The sequence below is a fragment of the Paenibacillus sp. FSL R7-277 genome, assembly GCF_000517965.1.
GTDB lineage: Bacteria > Bacillota > Bacilli > Paenibacillales > Paenibacillaceae > Paenibacillus_AQ > Paenibacillus_AQ silagei.
The window spans coordinates 35,497-52,586 of sequence record NZ_ASPX01000122.1 but is presented as its reverse complement, the minus strand read 5'-3'; the positions used below and the strand labels follow the sequence as shown (position 1 = coordinate 52,586).

Below are 17,090 nucleotides of genomic sequence, written 5' to 3'. Positions count from 1 at the left end.
CATGAAAATAAAAGAAGTCGCTGATATGCTGAAAATATCGCAACGCGCGATTCGGTTTTACGAAGCCAAAGGTCTCATTGCTCCTTCCAAACAAGCTGACAATCAGTATCGGAGGTTTGACGAAGAAGATATTTGGCGCTTGCAGACAATCATTGCACTCAGGGAATCAGGAATGCCGGTTAGTGAGATTCGGACTGCATTGCTAGATATCGAAGACCAAGGAAACAGTCAATTACGATATTTGTTGGAGCTCCAGCGGTCCGTCATGTTCTCCAAGTGGGTGGAAATGCAGCAGATTATCGAGACAACAGACCAAATGATTGAAACTCTCAAGAATGACCAAGCACTTCCGCTTGACGACATTTACATTCTGGCGGAGGGTTCGAGAAGACTGAGGGAACAACGGACATGGAAGGATAAATGGGGGTATGACCGCTTAGCCGGCGTTCACGATCAGTTGGTTCAAGAGGACACACGGAAATATGGGGACTATGATGAGGCGCTGCGGCTCGTTGTGAAGTGGGTCTCGCCCATCCTTGGTGATAGGGGTTTGGACATTGGAACGGGTACGGGAAATTTAGCCGGCCGACTGATCCATGAAGGTGCGGTGATGGCTGGAGTGGATCAGTCCAACGAAATGTTAAAGAAGTGCCAGCGCAAATTTCCAGAGATGGAGACCAAGCTTGGTAATTTCCTGGCACTTCCGTACCTTGACGGGAAATTTGATTTTATTGTTTCGAGCTTTGCCCTGCATCATCTGACAAGTGACCAAATGCTGCTCTCTATTCAGGAGATGCGCAGGGTATTAAAACCTCACGGACGGATCTGCATCGCCGATTTGATGATTGACGGGGAAGGCAGCACAGCGCATGAAGGTGATGAGGATTCTGTTCTGCTCCCCAAGCTCATTGATTTATTAGAGGATAGCGGATGCATCACGAAGCACGTTAAAGTAAATAAACTGTTGCATGTTGTTTTAGCAGTACCTATCCGGTAAGCCAAAAAGCTTACCCCTGCGTCAAGGTTCACCAAGCCACAACTCCCTGCTCATCAAAAAAGCCGCCAGTTGGACCATCACTAGTTATTGTGGCAAGCTCCACTACAACGGAAGCTGCTTGTTCGACTGAACGATAGCCAGTATTACCATTTAAATCGGTAGCTGTAAATCCAGGGCAAACGGAGTTGATTTTAATAGGAGAATCGCTTAATTCTTTGGCTAAGGAAACGGTTAAAGCATTTACAGCCGTTTTAGAACTATTGTAGGCGAGCGAATTCGCATTATAAAATTCCGACGTTGAGTCTGAATTCAAGGTTAAGGAGCCTAAGGCGCTGGAAAGATTAACGATTCTTCCGGCAGAAGAATTTCTGAGCTGTGGAAGCATTGCTTTAGTGACAGAAAATACACCGAAAACGTTTGTCTCATACGTACTCTTGAGAACAGACAATTCCAGTTCAATTGGAGTGGTATTTTCTTCGAAAAACACGCCTGCATTATTAATCAAGATATCAAGCAATCCATACTCTTGCTCAATCCATTCTGCTGCGGAGAGAACGGAGCTGGGGTCCGTGACATCAAGAACCACTGTTTTAGCTGTAATTTTCTCCTTTTCCAATAACGTTACGGCCTCATGTCCTTTATTTTCGCTTCTTGCTCCTATTAAAATCTCATACCCCATAGTTCCCAATTGCCTTGCTGTCTCAAAACCGATACCTTTGTTTCCACCTGTAATTAATACGATCTTAGATTTATTCATAAAATTGCCTCCCTATTCTTGTTTTAATACGGCTGCGTTTACCGCATGAGATAAGAATATCAAGGAGACGAATACATTTCTTTGCCTACAAGCTCATTCTATTTGTTTATTTAGCTCATTTCCAAGCCCCTTTAGGCATCCTTCTCCAACCTCAGCTGCCGTCTAAACTCTGACGGTGGAAGTCCGAATCTTTCTTTGAATACTTTGGAAAAGTGAGCGATATTTTCGAATCCGGTCGAAAAACAGATATCCGTAACAGATAACGCTGTTTCCGCTAACAGTGCCTTGGCTTTATCTAGCCTTCGATTGCGAACCCATTTGAGCGGGGAGGTGTTGTATATTGCTTGAAAATCCCTTTTGAACGCCGCCAGGCTTCTGCCAGACAAATAGGCCAAGTCGTTAAGGGAAACGGGATTCATGAAGTTCTCCTCCATGATCTTTGTGATGCTGCCTCTGTCCTTGCTTATGGGTTGCATCATTTGATGCAACAAACGATCATTCGAATCTGCTATATGAAACAGCAATTCCATCAGTTTCACACGAACCAGTCCTTCTTTGACGTCGTCAGGGTTCTCGAAATAGGGTTTTAACGACTCGATATAGCTTCCAATGCGGTCATTGATCGGAAAGACTGTTATCGGAACAACATCATTCACGGGATAAAGCGGGTTTAAACCGGCGAATTTGAGAAATTCATCTACGATCTTCTCGTTCAGGAAAAACATCATATAGTCGAGGATGTATTCGGAATCGGGTTCACCCGCTTTCTCGTACTCGACTCCCATTGATTTATGAATAAACATCATTTCGTTGCTCCGCATCGTATATTCTTGATCACCGAAGCGAACTGTATAGACACCCGACTTGACAATTAGCAGAAGATGATCCTGCAAAAAAAAGGTTCCTTTTATGCCTTGCGTGTAAAAGCAGATTTCGATAACGGACATCCCATCCAGCTTTAAGCTCCCTTTTTTATTCGGAAACTTTACCAGTTCATTAGGCACCTTGACCATTTTGCTTGATCTCATAGTCATGGACGTCCCGCCCTACTTGTACCTGCGATTGCTCTAGTTTCCATTTCTTAATCATCCTTTCGGTTATGCCAGTCTGCGCTTACGTTTCAACACTTATCCTTTTAGTATAACTGGAACCCGGCGAGAATACTTTGCTGAAAAGCTCAAACGACTTGTTCATTTAGCTCCAAACGAGCAAGTGCTATAATAGAATGAAAATAAAGGATTAGACTGTGCAAATGTGGGTATGTATTGTTATCACTAACCAGCACAAAAGGGGAGAATAAAACATGGGAGTTTCTGTCTATTACACTTGTACGAGAAATCATAACCTTACGGGCAGTGAGGAGCAGGAGATCAGGGCCATCATTGATAAATACAATGCGGGTTTTGAAATGAAGGATATTGGAGAAACATTTTATGTTTATGACTATGATCAGGATGAACCAACGGTGATCTTTGCAGGTTCGACAAAGCTACCCCTTTCAGACAATTTTGAAGATACATTGAATGCGCTGTATTATTGGTTGGCCTGTTTGACGGATATTAGAAGAAGTATTTCTAGTGGGGATTGGCATGTGCATCTAGATGATACGGATGCTGTTTGGGATGAGGAAACAGGTTGGAAAATGCCGGAAGGTTAGTATTCTAAGGTGGAATATGGTGTTATTCCATTTACATTGTTTTCCTTTGATGATATTAGAAGACACTAAGAAATTTTTCTCTGATTTTGTTTATTTTATAGCTCCAACCTTTTCAAATCTTTTACAGGATACTATTCAAAATCTTGAAGACCATTGGTATGAAGAATGCCGATGAAAAACAAAAAACGTAAGTTGAACGAAAACAGCAGCAGTCTAAGACTTATCCAGTCTTATTCTGCTGCTGTTCCTTTTGATGACTTGTTTTGGGTTAAACTACCGCCCCGCGTCTACACACATAGCACCTCATTCCCCAACCTTCTTCCTAAAACTAAACCGAGCCCCGCCCAGCTCCGAGCGGGAATAGGTCAGCTCTCCGTTCAATCGTGCCGCAATCTGGCGGCAGATAGCTAGCCCGAGACCTGTTACTCCGTTCGCTCCGGTATAGAAACGCTCGAAGACCGCTTCCCGCTCCTCCTCGGCCAGCCCCGGACCGTTATCTTCAATATGGATCGCCCATGCAGCTCCCGGAACCTCCGGGTCCACCCGGATGACCACCTGATCTGTGGTATGTCTAACCGCATTCTGTAACAGATTGACCAGGATACGGAACAGCTGCTCACCGGGAATCGTAGCTTGCAGGCTCTCGCCTTCCACGCTGAGCTTCAGGTCCCGCCGGGTGGCCTCGGGCATGAGAAGCATGGCGGCTTCTTCGGCCATGGTCCGCAGGTCAACGGCTGCGGCGGGCCAATGCTCGTCTACGGCTTCCAGCCGAGAGAGCTGGAGCAGCTTGTCTACCATATCTATCAAGCGCTGCGATTGGTTGGTGATCACCTCCAGGCCTTCCTCCTGCGTAACCACCTGATCCTGAATGGCGAACACGAAGCCGTGGATGGACATCAGGGGTGTTTTGAGCTCATGGGAGATATTCTGCAGGAATTCAATCTGGTTCCGCTGATGCTGCTGGATGCGCCCCGACATGGACTGGAAGGTGGTCATCAGCTCCCCGATCTCCGTCCGGTCCCCCTGCGGAAAAGGATTGCCCTGTGCATAGGAAGGCTCATATCGCCCAACGGCTTCCTTCAACCGGTTCAGCGGCCGCACCACCCGCGACACGGCGAACAGCCCGATCGCAAGAATCACAATAAAGCTGGCACCTATGGACAGCAAAGTGGTTCGCATCAGAGAGCCGTATAAGGCTCTCAGCGAGGACAGCGGCGAATAAATGAAGATTTCATCGGACAGCCCTCTCAGCTTTTCTTGCGCATATAATACCTTCCTGCCGTGCAGGAGGGCAATTCCCTTTTTCCCCGTAGGCGTGTAGTGCAGCTGCTTGCCTTCCTCCTTCTCATCGCTGGCGTCTATGATCTTCTGATCCGCATCCAGAATCATATAATCTGCGTTCATCATCAGTCCCTTGACGACATACTTGAACTGTGTGCTGCTGAGATTGTTAAGGTCACCATCGCTGAGCAGCTTCTGCGCCTTCCCCACCTGTCCGTGCAGCTCAGCCTTCACCTGATTCATCAGGATATCGTCGATCAGACGCACGAATAGCATCATCGTGATTGCAACAGTGACGAGCATGGCAATGCAGAGCGAAAACAGCATTTTACCGCGAATGGTCCGCATGGCTACACCTTCCGCACGGATGCCCGGTATCCGAAGCCCCACACCGTATCAATCAGGAGCGTGGAGTGGTGCTCGGCGAGCTTTTTGCGGATTCTTTTGACCACATCATCTACCACCCGGACATCCCCGAAAAAATCATATTCTCACACCTGCTGGAGCAGATGCTCACGCCCGAAGGGCCGTTCCAGGTGAGAGGCCAGGAAGAGCAGCAGATCGAATTCCCGTGAGGTCAAACTCACTTCCTCTGTATTCACCTTCACTGTCCGGTAATCCGCGTCAATCTCCACATTCCCGGACTTACAGACTTCCTTCGCCATTACCACCTGGGAGGTCTCCTTCGCAGCGGCATTACCCGCTCTAGCCAGACGCAGCATCGACTTCACCCGGCCCACCAGCTCACGCGGATTGAACGGCTTACTCAGAAAGTCACTGCAGCCCAGCTCCAGCCCCTGAATCCGGTCACTCTCCTCGCCCCGTGCAGAGATCATAATAATAGGAAGCTTGGTGAAGGTGCGCAGTTCGGTGAGCAGTGCCAGACCGTCAATGCCGGGCATCATAATGTCGAGGATCAGGCAATCCGGGTGCTCTGTACGCACATACTCAACCAGCGCGCGGCCATTCGAGAACGAAGTCACCTCGTACCCTTCCTTGCGCAAATATTCTGAGAGCAGCTGTAAAATGAACAGATCGTCGTCTACGACTACTATTTTCGCCATCACTTAATCCCCTCTACCGTCCTTAATCTAGCTCTATCATACAGGGTTATCTATGTAGATAAAAGACAGGACTCGTCATAAACCCCGTCTTCCTCTTCTTCGAAAAAGATGTAGAGCTCTGTTCTTACATATCCGCAGACTGACCGTCACAACATGTCTCACTCTTCAATAGTATAAAACTAAAGGAGGAGTGATTATGACTCGATGGGTTAGCAGATTCCTCTCATGCTTACTGGCTGCTGCAGTTCTAACACTGGGCATCCATATCGCCGCAGCTTCTGCTGTCAGCAAAGTGTCCATTACATCCACGACGGTCACCAAATCCGTTATCAAGGTCCGGCCTTACACCAGTAACCCGGCATTATCCAAGGAGCAGCAAGAGAAAGCGTATCGTAATTACAAAAATTTGACACGTGTCGTGATGATAGAAAAGTATGTACTGTCCGGTCAAGGGACCAAAACAAAGATTGGCATTGGTGCAGGCTTCATGTTACCTGGCGGATACATTGTCACTAATAATCACGTTGCCCCCGCCAGCTATAATGGGAAGAAATTACGCTTCCAAATTACTTTTTATGCGCAAAAATCGGACGGGTATCTGCTTGGCTCACTAGTGGCAACAGATCTCAAGGAAGACCTCTCCCTGCTGAAAATTGACGCTACAAAAATCCCCAAGACCTATCAAGACAGCTATTTCAAGGAGTTCAATCTTCAGCCTGCGGCAGGCGAAAAGGTGACGGTTATCGGGCACCCTACCAAGCCAACAGGAAATTTAGACACTGTGACTACCAAGAGGTCCCCCTGGACACCACTCTACGGAACATTCATCGCCGATGATGTGGCCGTTATCCGGAAATCGAAAAATACATCAACACCCGATGTGTACACCCACTCCATGGAATTCAAGGTGCAGACCTGGCCCGGAAATAGCGGCAGTGCTGTCATAGATTCGAGCGATAAAATAGTAGGCGTAATCTCCTCCACGATCCTTGGTGAACCCCGGTCCTTTGCCACCAGTTCGAAGCTTATCTTGCAGTTCATAGAGAACAACCATTTGTCTGAAGCCATTTTTGGACACGCCGCTGAAGGAGGTAAGAGTTAGTTAGATGTATAGATCAAAAGCGGGACTCTTCATGAGCCCCGCCTTCGTGGTTATACGTATGTGGCTGCGGAAGAATCTATTGAGTGCTTATTTCTTTTTGGTGATCACCGTTGTCTTGTTGCCGGATTTAGCGGGGGCAGCAGTTTTAGCTACAGTTTTGTGCTTGGTGAGCGCTGCTGTTTTTACTCCGGCTTTGTGCTTGGCATGTGCGGCTACTGTCTTTACTGTTGCTTTGTGTTTAGCGGTTACGGTTGTTTTGGCTGCAACTTTGTGCTTGGTATCTGCAGCTGTCTTTACTGCTGCTTTGTGCTTGGCTGGGGTTGTAGCCTTGACCGGACTCTTAGTAGCTGCTGTACTTTTCACAGAGGTTACTGCTTTGGCAGGAGTGGAAGCTTTTACAGGAGTTACCTTGACTGGGGTGGAAGATTTCACCACTGGTGCAGTCACCTTCACCTCTTTCACTGATTTTACAACAGGGGCCGTTGCTGCGAATGCGCTCGTTGAGCCGCCCACTACACTCACTACTGCCAACACTGCGATTACTCTTCTTGTCCATTTGATCATGTCAATCACCTCTTCTTTGAAAGTATCTTCATCTTAGCAGGCGATTGCGGGAATTCTGTGGAACAAGTATGAGTAAAGTATATGAAAATGCTTGTGCGTGTCTAATGTCATTCATGGGGTTGCCAGCCCCAGACCGTTCATTACATAGGAACGAGCAACGTCTACGAGCACATCAGGCCGATTATTCTCCTCGGCATTTAACCAATAATGTGCAGCGCCATAGATGGCTGAACCGGTCATGGCCGCCATGATTTTGATATGATGAATGTCCGCCCCATGGCAGGTATCCCCCTTCATAAAAATGCTTTCTATGGTTTGCTGCAGCATTTTCTTTATTTTGTCATCGACCAGTTTAGCCATCGGATTGGAATCTATTCTGCAGATCCGGTAAAAATCTATGATGTATTGGTGCGTCATTATGATCAGCTGGTCACATATATCGTTCGTAAACTCCTGTGCATTCACCACTTGCTCTGGAATCCTCTCATGAAAAGCCTGTTCTGTGACTTCGTCCAGCAAAGCATATTTATCTTCAAAATGGGCATAAAAGGTGGCGCGGTTAATGGTTGCCTCCTGAGCGATGTCCTTGATGGTGATTGCATCAAATCCTTTTCTCTGCAGCAAATCTCTGAACGCTGTTCGAATTAACTGTCGTGTGCGCAATACCCTCGGATCTTCCTGATTTACCATCCCTATATCTCCTTGTTAAACATCAATGTTCGCAATGTGTTGCCTATGCAACGTTCCTCTAACTCTGGCGGTTGAACTCTCAAGCACGCAATATTATCATCTTATCAAACAGGTGTTGCTTAAACAATCTGTGAATAATACTTATTGTTAAATTTATGAGGAGGATCATCATGAAAGCTATTGCTTTGACAAGCTTTGGAATTCCCGAAGTGCTAGAGGAACTGGAAGTACCCGTCCCCGCACTCACCGGCACACAGGTTCTCGTCGAAATGCGCGCCTCATCCATCAATCCCGCAGATGTTCTATTTCGCAGCGGTGCAATTCTTGAGAGTCCGGTGGCCGATAAATTCTCGGATCAATTTCAATTGCCGCTTGTTCTTGGTAATGAAGTAGCCGGCATTGTTAAAGAGGTTGGCGGGAAAGTCCGGCATTTCAAGCCGGGGGATCGTGTCATGGGCATGATTCCGCGAGGTTCCTACATGGACTATGTTGCCGTGGAGGAGGATCTCCTGGCCGTTATTCCTGAGAGTCTCTCCTTCGAAGAGGCTGGCGCCGCGCCTGCCGTTGCCCTACCGGCCTGGCAAGCGTTGTTTGAACATGGCCGGCTTCAACCGGGGCAACGCATCCTTATTCAAGCTGGTGCCGGAGGAGTCGGACATGCAGCAGTCCAGTTGGCTAAGCAGCATGGAGCATATGTTATCGCAACTGCGAGGGACTATAATCATGATTTCGTCAAAGGACTCGGTGCTGACGAGGTGATCGATTATACGAAATCCGACTTCGCCACCCAAATCACAGAGCCTGTTGATTTCGTGTTGGATGCCGCTATGGACCGCGCCACCTTCGGTACCGGGTTACCGGGAGACATCGGAAGGAAGAACTACTCGGTCATCAAGGATGGCGGGACCTATATTTCAGTGGTGGCCTTCGCGCTCAATGAATACCCGAAGGTCCGCGGCATTAACGCCTATTTCTTCCAGGCAAGAGCTAACCGTGCTGATTTCGAATCCATTGTCCGCCAGATGCAAGAGAATAAATTGAAAATCTATATCCATGAGGCCTATCCCTTCACTGCCCAAGGCCTTCTTCAGGCGTATCGCAAAAGTGAAGAGCCGACCAAACGGGGGAAAATCATCATATCAAAAAATCTTGGATAAATGCCATGCCTGCCGGGATGGGAATTTGTAATCTGCATGAAGGGGCTGTCCCAGAAGCCATGAAGCGGTTGCTTGGGATAGCTCTTTATGCTGGAGTAGATTCGGCGTGAGCACTTGGGGGAGGGGGACGCTCCGATTCGGGCCTCAGGCCTACGTGTGTGCAAATGTATGCTGTTTTCAACATACATTTAGCCCATGCGCCTTCAGCGAGTCCATTGTATGCTGTTTTCCACATACATTTGGCCCATGCGCCTTCAGCGAGTCCATAGTATACTGTTTTCCACATACATTTGGCCCCATGCGCCTTCAGCGAGCCCATTGTATGCTGTTTTCCACATACATTCGCCCCACGCGCCTTCAGCGAGCCCATTGTATGCTGTTTTCCACATACATTCAGGCCTCAGGCCTGCGCGTCAGCAAATGTATAAAAGGAGCTGTCACTTTTGGGACAGCTTCTTTCCTATCTCATCCATCGCTCAATGATCGGCTGGCCGCTCAGGTGCACATGTCATGGTGATCTTCGCAGAGGAGCCATTGAAGCTTTTTGGAGATCAGGTAATATTCATTGAGGTGGCATAATTCAGGGATCACCTGGAGAATCGTCGCCCTCTTCCCCTCATACAGCCACAGCTTATCATAACAGTCCTCCGCAATGAACCAGATGGATTCATCTTGGATGATGTCTCTTAGTTTGCCATAGTCTTTGTCTGCGAAGCTGGCGCTATACCGGGGTTCCTGCAGCCGGTTCCAGCCCCAGTGTAATCCCTGCGTATGATGGGTCTTCACCAGAAACCGTTCTTCAATCTCTCTCAAAATGCGTATCCACTTGTCTTTGCCGACTTCAAATAATCCGCACCGGTCCAGCTTAAGCGTCTTGATTAGTTCTTCGATCTCTGTTCGGACAGATAGGGGATTCACAGGTTCACCTCATTTTCCGTTACATAATGGAGTTCTCATCTGAATCACCTTATATTTGAACAACAGCGTAATCCCCAGATTCATCAGAAAATGAACAAGGATCGGAACCAGCAAATTATGCGTCTGCACATACACCCACCCGAAGACCAGACTTGGAATGGTGATGTTTAGCAGCATGAGCGGCTTGCTGTAGTACTGGACATGCATTCCCACAAACAGCACCGTGGTGATTGCGATAGCGATCCAGGGGTTGGGAAGGTAGAGAGTAAGTACATTTTGTATAATTCCTCGGAATAGCAGCTCCTCGAATAAGGCTCCAGCGAACGTGAAGGCCAAAATCGCTGGCAGCGAGTAGTTCTGATAGCTCTTGTTGGTCTCGTCAATGTAGCTGGCGGGCGTAAGCAGGGTTAGGATAATTCCGAACAACAGCAGGCTGATTGTTGGAAGGACAACGTATATTGCCAATTGCAGCGGATTTTCAAAGGATAACAGGTCCTGAAGGGTCAGGACATCGTATACGACAAGGGCAAAGATAACGGCTGCGCTGATTAGCGCGAAGGCGAGGAAAACCAGTACAGCGTCTTTAGGATAGAATTCTTTTTTGCCTGGTGGCGGGGTCATAGCAGCACGATTCATAGTATAGCTTCTCTCCTTATCTTCCAGTTTCTTATTTCTGCACGGACAACAGATGTATCTAAGTACTCAACAGCCTACTCATATTATCTATGTATAAGACGGTCTTCCGCAAGTTGCTGGTCACGACAATCATAGGTCAGCATCTGCCGGGTAGCCGCTGAGGGTTCATCCAGACGCCTGGGCGCAATACCGCACAAAACTACAGTAATCCAACGCTTGAGTAATCCAACGCTTGCTTTTTTGCAGCCCATCCCTTATATTATTTGATGTATCAATGATTGATATGTCAATTAATAAGTTGAGGGGAGGGAATAGATGATCACGGGGACCGATGAGAAGAAGTGTATCCTACAAAAAATGCAATTATTGAATACCCGGATCAGCAGCGCTTTTTCCGGGTGTACCGGCCTTAGCGCCTCCCGCTTCCGACTGATGCAGGAGCTGCTTGTCCATGAAGAAGTAAGTCAGAGCGCCCTGCAGAAATCCCTTGGCATTGACGGCGCCGCTGTGACCCGTCATCTCAAGCAGCTTGAACTATTGGCATTTGTCAGCCGGCGCAACTGTCCGGACGATAACCGCATTACCCTCGTAAGTCTCAATGAGAATGGCCGGCAGCATGTTAATCATTTTTTGCAGGCTAATTCAGAAGTCGTGGAAGGACTGTTTGCCGGCTTCGCTACCGCAGAGCGCCAAGCGCTGGCAGATATGCTGGAGCGGATGTACCGTAATGCCCAGAATCTCTAATCTCTCAAAGGAGCTGTCTAATATGAGCAGTATACAAAAAGTACAAGATTTCATGGAAGTGGTTAAAAGCCGCCGGTCGGTCAAGCTTTATGATTCCTCCTTCAAAATTAGCCGTGAGGAAATGACGCAAATGCTGGAAGAAGCTTCACTGGCCCCCTCCTCTGTCAACTTACAGCCTTGGCGTTTTGCCGTGATTGAAAGTCCTGAAGCGAAAGCCAAATTGCTCCCGCTGGCCAGCTCCAACAGCAACCAGGTGGAGACTTCCTCCGCTGTAGTAGCCGTATTCGGTGACCTCAATTTCCCCGAGTTTATGGACGAAATCTTCAGCGACACGGTTGCCTCAGGCTATATGCCACAAGAGGTGAAAGAGCAGTTCATGTCTGCCTACTCGCCCCTCCTGCAAAACTTGTCCTTGGAACAAAAACGCGATACCGTCTTAATTGACGCCGGTCTGGTGTCCATGCAGTTCATGCTGGTTGCCCGTGCGCACGGCTACGACACCAATCCCATAGGCGGATACGATAAAAACCAAATTGCCGCTGCCTTCGGACTTGATGCACAGCGTTATGTGCCGGTCATGTTAATCTCCATTGGCAAAGCTGCGGCCGCCGGTCACCCTTCCACCCGTCTGGCGGTTGAGCGCACGACAGTATGGCACTAAGCCGTACACAGCAGCGGCACCAAAGCAAGAAGCGCTTGGGATCATCCCAAGCGCTTCTTGCTTGTATACCGGCGGAATCCTCTTTATTGCATCCCCTGCATAATGGCATTGATAATGCCTTGCTGGGTGACGGTATTGTTGTAACGGTTGAACAGGGCGAAGCCGTGCTGGCCGTTATAGCCATTGTCCCAATAGACGGGCACAGCCTTGTACTTCTTGGCGGTTGCGGTTACGGCTTTGGCATAGGCAGCGCGGTAGATATTATTGCTTGAATCGTAGGATGATTTGTCAATGGAACCGAATTCTCCGATCACCACCGGGTAGCCTTGGGTCGTGAATTTGTTGTACATGGATTGGAGCTGCGAGTTCAGGTAATCCTCCTGTCCCCAAGTGGATTTCTTGGCAGGGTTCGTCGCTGTCGCTCCCCACTGCGTGATATTCCCCGATTCTTCACCGGCAAAATCCCAAGGGGAATAGTAGTGGGCGGAGATCATGATTCTTTTCTCTGAGCCGGGTATGGTGGAGGATCTGTAATTGTCGGTTGGGAGTACGAATCCGTAATTTCCGGCCGTGTAGTCGATATTCGTGTTCCAGCCCGGAATCAGCAGCCATCTGGCGCTATTGTTGCCGCCTGTCTGTCTGACCGTATCCACGAAGATCTGATTGTAGGCGTTCAGGTTGGCGTAGTACGCCAGATTCGGATTGTTGTAGTTGCCGTCAAACACCTCGTTCATCGACTCCAAAATAAGCCGCTCCCCATAACTAGCGAACTTATTCGCAATCTGCTGCCACACCTTCTGATACTTCTGCTTAATGGCCGTCTGGTTGCCGCTGTTCACCAGGAGCCAGCTGCCCTGAACGGAATTGAAGCCGTCCCCGTGAATATTAATGACGACATACAAGCCTTCATTGTAGGCGTAATCCACGACTGCCTTCACACGGTCCAGCCATGCCGAGTTGATCGTATAGCCGGGAGCGCTCCCGATATAATTCAGGTAGGAGACCGGGATACGGATGGTTTTGAAGCCTGCTGCTTTGACCTTCTGGATCAACTGCGGCGTAATGGTCGGGTTATTCCAGGCGGTCTCACTGGGGATCCCGTTCACCGAAGCTTCGAGCGAGTTGCCCAGATTCCATCCGGCCCCCATCTCGCTGACGATCTGCGAAGCCTGCAACGATCTGAAGTCCGAGGTCAGCGCGGCTGACGCATCGGCCGCAGAAGCACGGGAACCCGAGCTGCCAAGTAAGGTAGAAGCCAGTAATACTAGAGCTACGCTGTAGACTCCGCATTTTTTTATTTTAGATAACATAGTTGAACCTCCTCTTATAGTAATTGCGCCACACGAAAACGGTTACAAGTTTATTCATTGACGATGAAGTGGCTTGGATTGCATTCTAACGAACAGGCAAGACAGAAGCATCGCTATGGAAATTCCGAACATCAAAATGTATCCATTATAAAACAGAGTATTTGTATATTGATTAATCCAGCCGAAACGAAAGACTACGGAATCTTTATCATTTGTGAAGCCGTTTAAGTTTTGTTCTAATGCACTGATTGTGTTTAGTTCACCAAATATCATGAGCACTAAAGTGACGATTGCCAGAGATGGAATAACCATCGTTGTAATTGTTGGGGGCAGCTTTCTTAAATATTCAATAGATTTCACAACCAAATGTATCAGGAAAATTGCAAACAATATCAGACTAAGAATCAAAACTACTATTCCGGGATTCCCGTTACCAGATGTCCCTTTTCCAACTCTATACTTAATAGTCGAAATATCGACCGCAAAAATACAAAGTACATTTAACGCCAGCAGTATTATTGTTGACCTATACCTTCTAATCAAAAGAACACCTCCGGTATAATGAATTCCCCGCTAAATAGATAATTTTATTACTTAGCGGAGAATGGGTCAACAACTACGGTTGAGGGCGTTTAAGGCTCTATCCCCCACACCAGCTGCCCGTTCACATATCCCGTAACCTGCTCATGATCGGCGAACTGGGTACCGGCGGCGCGGAAGGAGTAGTCATTGGCCTGATTGTAGTTAGACCAGTTGACCTTAGCGAAGCGGGTCTGGATCTCGGCGCTTTGGCCGGGATTCAGGGTTCCCGCAGCGCTGGTGAAGCCAATCTCCAGAGCATAATCGGCACCGGCGGCTGGGGTATCCAGCTTCACAAATGTACCAGTTACGTTAGCGCCTCCGATGCTGGCCCAATCGGTCCAGAAGCTCTGCTGCTGCTCGCCGTCAATCGTGTAGTAATACCGGAGCTTCACATCGCTGAGCTGGACCGGTGCATTCCCGGTGTTGATTACTTTGAACTTGGGTGCGATTCCATTGGTCGAAGCACCGGTGCTGCCGTTGTAGGCCTGGATGGTCAAGTCGCCTGAAGGGAGCGGAACGCTGCTATCCTCTACGTTCACAGTAAGCACAACCTCTGCTCCGCCGCTAAAATGAAAAGCGATCGCATGCTGACCGAGCGGCAGCGTGGAGAGATAAGCTTTTTTCAGAACAACCGCAGTGTCAGTGGCCGTGTAATCCTGGCCGGATACAAGAGTGTAGTTCCCACTCTTCAGACTTGTCAGCTGGTGCCCGTGTAAGGTAAGCGCTACAGATATGTCCTGTGCGAGATTCGCCGCCCGGTCAAACACCGCATGGTCTGGTGAGATGGAAGCACCTGGCGTTGTATCGATGACTTTTACTTTTAACACGGGATCTTGGCCCTGATTGAAATCCAGGATGATCGAATGCTCGCCAACCGGCAGCGTTGCAAGGAACGCCTTAGTGAGCAGCAGTGTGTTCCCGCTTACGGTATAATCCTCGTTCTCAGTCAAAATGGCGGTACCAGAACGAAGGGCCGTTAACGTGTTGCCGTTCAGGTTCATGGTAACGGTCTGGTCGGTCTGATGAGCCGGAGCTTTGTCAAATTCGACCATGGATGGTGTAATGGTTGCGCTTGGATGAGGATTATTCCCCTTTAGATCAGGCAGCTCGTCCAGCGTAATGACATAATCACTCTGGTACAGGGTGGTCAGCGTAGCCGGATAATTGAAGGCCGTACTCATCAGATGCTCTCCGTACCATGGGAGGAAGTAGAGCCAGCCCGCTCGCTCCTCGGTCAGATTCTGCACACTGGGAACGGTGTCGTTCTCGGTCATGGCTACCATCTTCTTACCGCCAGTGAGATCCACCAGCTGATAAAAGGTCGAGCTAATCGCATCCTCATTCGGCACGCCGGACAGTCCGTCATAGCGGTTGTAGATGGTGTTGTATTTATCGTAGCCGACAATATCCACCTGATCATCCCCCGGATACCAGGCCGGAGAAGTGCTGTACACATAACTGTTATAGGTCCAGATCAGATTGTGCAGGCCGTAGGTCTCCGTAAGCTCGGTATAGAGCTGATCCCAGAGCTGCTTGTACACCTCCGCACCTGCCGAAGCCCACCAGAACCAAGCGCCTTCCCCATTTAGCCCGCCGTTGCCTTCTGCCTCATGGTAAGGACGGAAGATTACGGGAACATTGTTGTCCTGCAGAATCTGCAGTTGCTCCGCCAGATCCTCGATCGCCAGTTGCAGGTACTGATACTCTTTGGTCCCCGGAATGACAGCATTTGCGGTATTGAAGTTTGTCTCTGTTGGCTTGTAGGTGGCTTCCTTCCAATCGACAAACTCCCCAAGCTGATAGGCGGTGAAGTTACGGGGAACGGTAAGATGCCAGCTATTGGTCGCAATCCCGCCCTTGTTATTCACCCAGTCGATCATGCGGGCGGTAGTGCCGTCCTCCCAGCCATACAGCGGATTATAGTTCATGAGGTCGAACCCGCGGACTGCCGGATATTTTCCGGTCAGGTTGTGAATCCAGTCGAATTCCAGCTCGGAGTTGCCGTCATTCCCTCCGCCATAGATCTCCTGCTGGCCCGAGAGCATGTGCTTCCCGTACACCTCCGTCAAATAATTCATCAGGAGCTGCGTTTCGGGCGTGGCCTGAGCGTCAGAGAGAACGGGCTGCACAATCAGGGGGTCCAGGTTCGCATGATCCACCGTTAAGGCGTCGAAATAAGCGAATCCCCAGCCTGCTTTGACCTGAATGGTATTGCTGCCTTGATTCAGCTTGTGATAGCCGAAGTTGAAATCCTTCCATGTAGTGGTGTAGGGCAGCATATACGAACCCTTCGCAGCACCGTTAACGATTAATGCCTGCTGTCTGCCATCCGGGCTCAGCTCCTGCATATACCGGGTCGAGATCGTATACATGCCGGTTGCCGGGACAGTTACGGTGTAGGTTAGCGTACCGGAGTTCTGCATCCAGACAAAACCGCTTCCCGAATAGCCGGGCTTCGGCGTTCCGTAAATCTGGGTCGTCACTTGCAAATCCGGGGTGAGCTGGGCATTCTCGCTTTCGATGGTGATCAGTGCGGGGTCAGCGTGGGCGGTACGCGGCGGTGCCGTCAAGCCTCCAAGCAGCAGTGTGCAAGCGAGCAGCATGGTTCCTGTTCTTTTGAGCCATTTCTTCATTTTCTTCCTTCCTCCCCATGAACAAAATGGTAAAACCTTGGTTAACCTATCAGATCATGGTTGCGCTTTCATAGCAAAGATAGCATGTATCCCATAATTTGTAAATACAAATTAGCAAGTGTGCTCAACGGGATGAATTGCAGGAGGAATGGAAGGTTAAGTTCATCGTGCGGTGAGAGAATGGGGAGGGAATCTAGTGGAAAAAGTACAACTAATCGAGCGTCCATGGCGTACTTGGGGGTAGCAGTTGGATTAACAACACTTAATTTGTGCAAATCCAGCCGATTTCATAGAATCGGCTGAAAGAAGTGCCTTTTTTCCAACTGCTTCTTGAAAA

General features: G+C 48.8%; 15 protein-coding genes and 1 pseudogene. 6 read left to right on the top strand and 10 right to left on the bottom strand.

Features of this window, described 5'->3' with window-relative positions; translation table 11 throughout:
* Window position 1: 1 nt before the first annotated feature.
* Window positions 2–997, top strand: coding sequence for a MerR family transcriptional regulator (locus C173_RS32260; protein ID WP_036733443.1), 996 nt, complete (start codon window positions 2–4; stop codon window positions 995–997).
* Between the two features lie 28 nt (window positions 998–1,025).
* Here C173_RS32260 and C173_RS32255 read toward each other — a convergent pair whose 3' ends face one another.
* Window positions 1,026–1,754 carry an SDR family oxidoreductase gene (locus C173_RS32255; protein WP_036733441.1) on the bottom strand — a complete coding sequence of 243 codons (729 nt, stop codon included), beginning with the start codon at window positions 1,752–1,754 and terminating at the stop codon, window positions 1,026–1,028.
* Window positions 1,755–1,885: 131 nt separating this feature from the next.
* Complete coding sequence (locus tag C173_RS32250) at window positions 1,886–2,767, bottom strand: AraC family transcriptional regulator (protein WP_235192106.1); 882 nt, start codon at window positions 2,765–2,767, stop codon at window positions 1,886–1,888.
* A 290-nt stretch (window positions 2,768–3,057) separates the two neighbouring features.
* Between C173_RS32250 and C173_RS32245 the strand changes: the two genes are divergently transcribed.
* Window positions 3,058–3,411, top strand: a complete 354-nt coding sequence (locus C173_RS32245) for a hypothetical protein (protein WP_036733435.1) — start codon at window positions 3,058–3,060, stop codon at window positions 3,409–3,411.
* Between the two features lie 303 nt (window positions 3,412–3,714).
* Here the strand turns inward: C173_RS32245 and C173_RS32240 are convergent, their stop codons facing one another.
* Complete coding sequence (locus tag C173_RS32240; protein ID WP_036733432.1) at window positions 3,715–5,040, bottom strand: sensor histidine kinase; 1,326 nt, start codon at window positions 5,038–5,040, stop codon at window positions 3,715–3,717.
* Between the two features lie 2 nt (window positions 5,041–5,042).
* Window positions 5,043–5,756: pseudogene (locus C173_RS32235) on the bottom strand (response regulator transcription factor).
* A gap of 196 nt (window positions 5,757–5,952) precedes the next feature.
* On the opposite strand from C173_RS32235, the gene C173_RS32230 reads away from it, so the two are divergent.
* Window positions 5,953–6,858: a S1 family peptidase gene (locus C173_RS32230; RefSeq protein WP_036733430.1), complete on the top strand. Its 906-nt coding sequence runs from the start codon at window positions 5,953–5,955 to the stop codon at window positions 6,856–6,858.
* Window positions 6,859–6,945: 87 nt separating this feature from the next.
* Here C173_RS32230 and C173_RS32225 read toward each other — a convergent pair whose 3' ends face one another.
* Window positions 6,946–7,422, bottom strand: coding sequence for a hypothetical protein (locus C173_RS32225; RefSeq protein WP_036733428.1), 477 nt, complete (start codon window positions 7,420–7,422; stop codon window positions 6,946–6,948).
* 111 nt (window positions 7,423–7,533) lie between these two features.
* Window positions 7,534–8,112 (bottom strand): TetR/AcrR family transcriptional regulator, encoded by a 579-nt coding sequence (locus C173_RS32220; protein ID WP_036733426.1) that lies wholly within the window; start codon window positions 8,110–8,112, stop codon window positions 7,534–7,536.
* A 170-nt stretch (window positions 8,113–8,282) separates the two neighbouring features.
* Between C173_RS32220 and C173_RS32215 the strand changes: the two genes are divergently transcribed.
* Complete coding sequence (locus C173_RS32215; protein WP_036733423.1) at window positions 8,283–9,269, top strand: NADP-dependent oxidoreductase; 987 nt, start codon at window positions 8,283–8,285, stop codon at window positions 9,267–9,269.
* Window positions 9,270–9,764: 495 nt separating this feature from the next.
* Here the strand turns inward: C173_RS32215 and C173_RS33280 are convergent, their stop codons facing one another.
* Both C173_RS33280 and C173_RS32205 read right to left on the bottom strand, forming a co-directional pair.
* A complete protein-coding gene (locus C173_RS33280; RefSeq protein ID WP_051478754.1) occupies window positions 9,765–10,187 on the bottom strand; it encodes a DUF6756 family protein in 423 nt (140 codons plus the stop codon).
* A 9-nt stretch (window positions 10,188–10,196) separates the two neighbouring features.
* Window positions 10,197–10,823 carry a CPBP family intramembrane glutamic endopeptidase gene (locus tag C173_RS32205; protein ID WP_200869615.1) on the bottom strand — a complete coding sequence of 209 codons (627 nt, stop codon included), beginning with the start codon at window positions 10,821–10,823 and terminating at the stop codon, window positions 10,197–10,199.
* A 357-nt stretch (window positions 10,824–11,180) separates the two neighbouring features.
* Between C173_RS32205 and C173_RS32200 the strand changes: the two genes are divergently transcribed.
* Both C173_RS32200 and C173_RS32195 read left to right on the top strand, forming a co-directional pair.
* On the top strand, window positions 11,181–11,567 hold the full coding sequence (locus C173_RS32200) for a MarR family winged helix-turn-helix transcriptional regulator (RefSeq protein WP_051478767.1): 387 nt from the start codon (window positions 11,181–11,183) through the stop codon (window positions 11,565–11,567).
* A 22-nt stretch (window positions 11,568–11,589) separates the two neighbouring features.
* Window positions 11,590–12,228 carry a nitroreductase family protein gene (locus C173_RS32195; protein ID WP_036733417.1) on the top strand — a complete coding sequence of 213 codons (639 nt, stop codon included), beginning with the start codon at window positions 11,590–11,592 and terminating at the stop codon, window positions 12,226–12,228.
* Between the two features lie 83 nt (window positions 12,229–12,311).
* On the opposite strand, the gene C173_RS32190 is transcribed toward C173_RS32195, so the two are convergent.
* On the bottom strand, window positions 12,312–13,538 hold the full coding sequence (locus C173_RS32190) for a glycoside hydrolase family 5 protein (RefSeq protein WP_051478752.1): 1,227 nt from the start codon (window positions 13,536–13,538) through the stop codon (window positions 12,312–12,314).
* A 632-nt stretch (window positions 13,539–14,170) separates the two neighbouring features.
* On the bottom strand, window positions 14,171–16,753 hold the full coding sequence (locus tag C173_RS32180; protein WP_036733412.1) for a glycosyl hydrolase: 2,583 nt from the start codon (window positions 16,751–16,753) through the stop codon (window positions 14,171–14,173).
* Window positions 16,754–17,090 lie beyond the last annotated feature (337 nt).

What these genes read in the sequence shown, in the direction of transcription:
- C173_RS32225 (WP_036733428.1), bottom strand. Translation starts at nt 7,422, where the DNA reads ATGATCAAATGGACAAGAAGAGTAATCGCAGTGTTGGCAGTAGTGAGT.
- C173_RS32200 (WP_051478767.1), top strand. Translation starts at nt 11,181, where the DNA reads ATGCAATTATTGAATACCCGGATCAGCAGCGCTTTTTCCGGGTGTACC.
- C173_RS32230 (WP_036733430.1), top strand. Translation starts at nt 5,953, where the DNA reads ATGACTCGATGGGTTAGCAGATTCCTCTCATGCTTACTGGCTGCTGCA.
- C173_RS32245 (WP_036733435.1), top strand. Translation starts at nt 3,058, where the DNA reads ATGGGAGTTTCTGTCTATTACACTTGTACGAGAAATCATAACCTTACG.
- C173_RS32250 (WP_235192106.1), bottom strand. Translation starts at nt 2,767, where the DNA reads ATGGTCAAGGTGCCTAATGAACTGGTAAAGTTTCCGAATAAAAAAGGG.
- C173_RS32260 (WP_036733443.1), top strand. Translation starts at nt 2, where the DNA reads ATGAAAATAAAAGAAGTCGCTGATATGCTGAAAATATCGCAACGCGCG.
- C173_RS32215 (WP_036733423.1), top strand. Translation starts at nt 8,283, where the DNA reads ATGAAAGCTATTGCTTTGACAAGCTTTGGAATTCCCGAAGTGCTAGAG.
- C173_RS32205 (WP_200869615.1), bottom strand. Translation starts at nt 10,823, where the DNA reads ATGAATCGTGCTGCTATGACCCCGCCACCAGGCAAAAAAGAATTCTAT.
- C173_RS32240 (WP_036733432.1), bottom strand. Translation starts at nt 5,040, where the DNA reads ATGCGGACCATTCGCGGTAAAATGCTGTTTTCGCTCTGCATTGCCATG.
- C173_RS32190 (WP_051478752.1), bottom strand. Translation starts at nt 13,538, where the DNA reads ATGTTATCTAAAATAAAAAAATGCGGAGTCTACAGCGTAGCTCTAGTA.
- C173_RS32255 (WP_036733441.1), bottom strand. Translation starts at nt 1,754, where the DNA reads ATGAATAAATCTAAGATCGTATTAATTACAGGTGGAAACAAAGGTATC.
- C173_RS32220 (WP_036733426.1), bottom strand. Translation starts at nt 8,112, where the DNA reads ATGGTAAATCAGGAAGATCCGAGGGTATTGCGCACACGACAGTTAATT.
- C173_RS32195 (WP_036733417.1), top strand. Translation starts at nt 11,590, where the DNA reads ATGAGCAGTATACAAAAAGTACAAGATTTCATGGAAGTGGTTAAAAGC.
- C173_RS32180 (WP_036733412.1), bottom strand. Translation starts at nt 16,753, where the DNA reads ATGAAGAAATGGCTCAAAAGAACAGGAACCATGCTGCTCGCTTGCACA.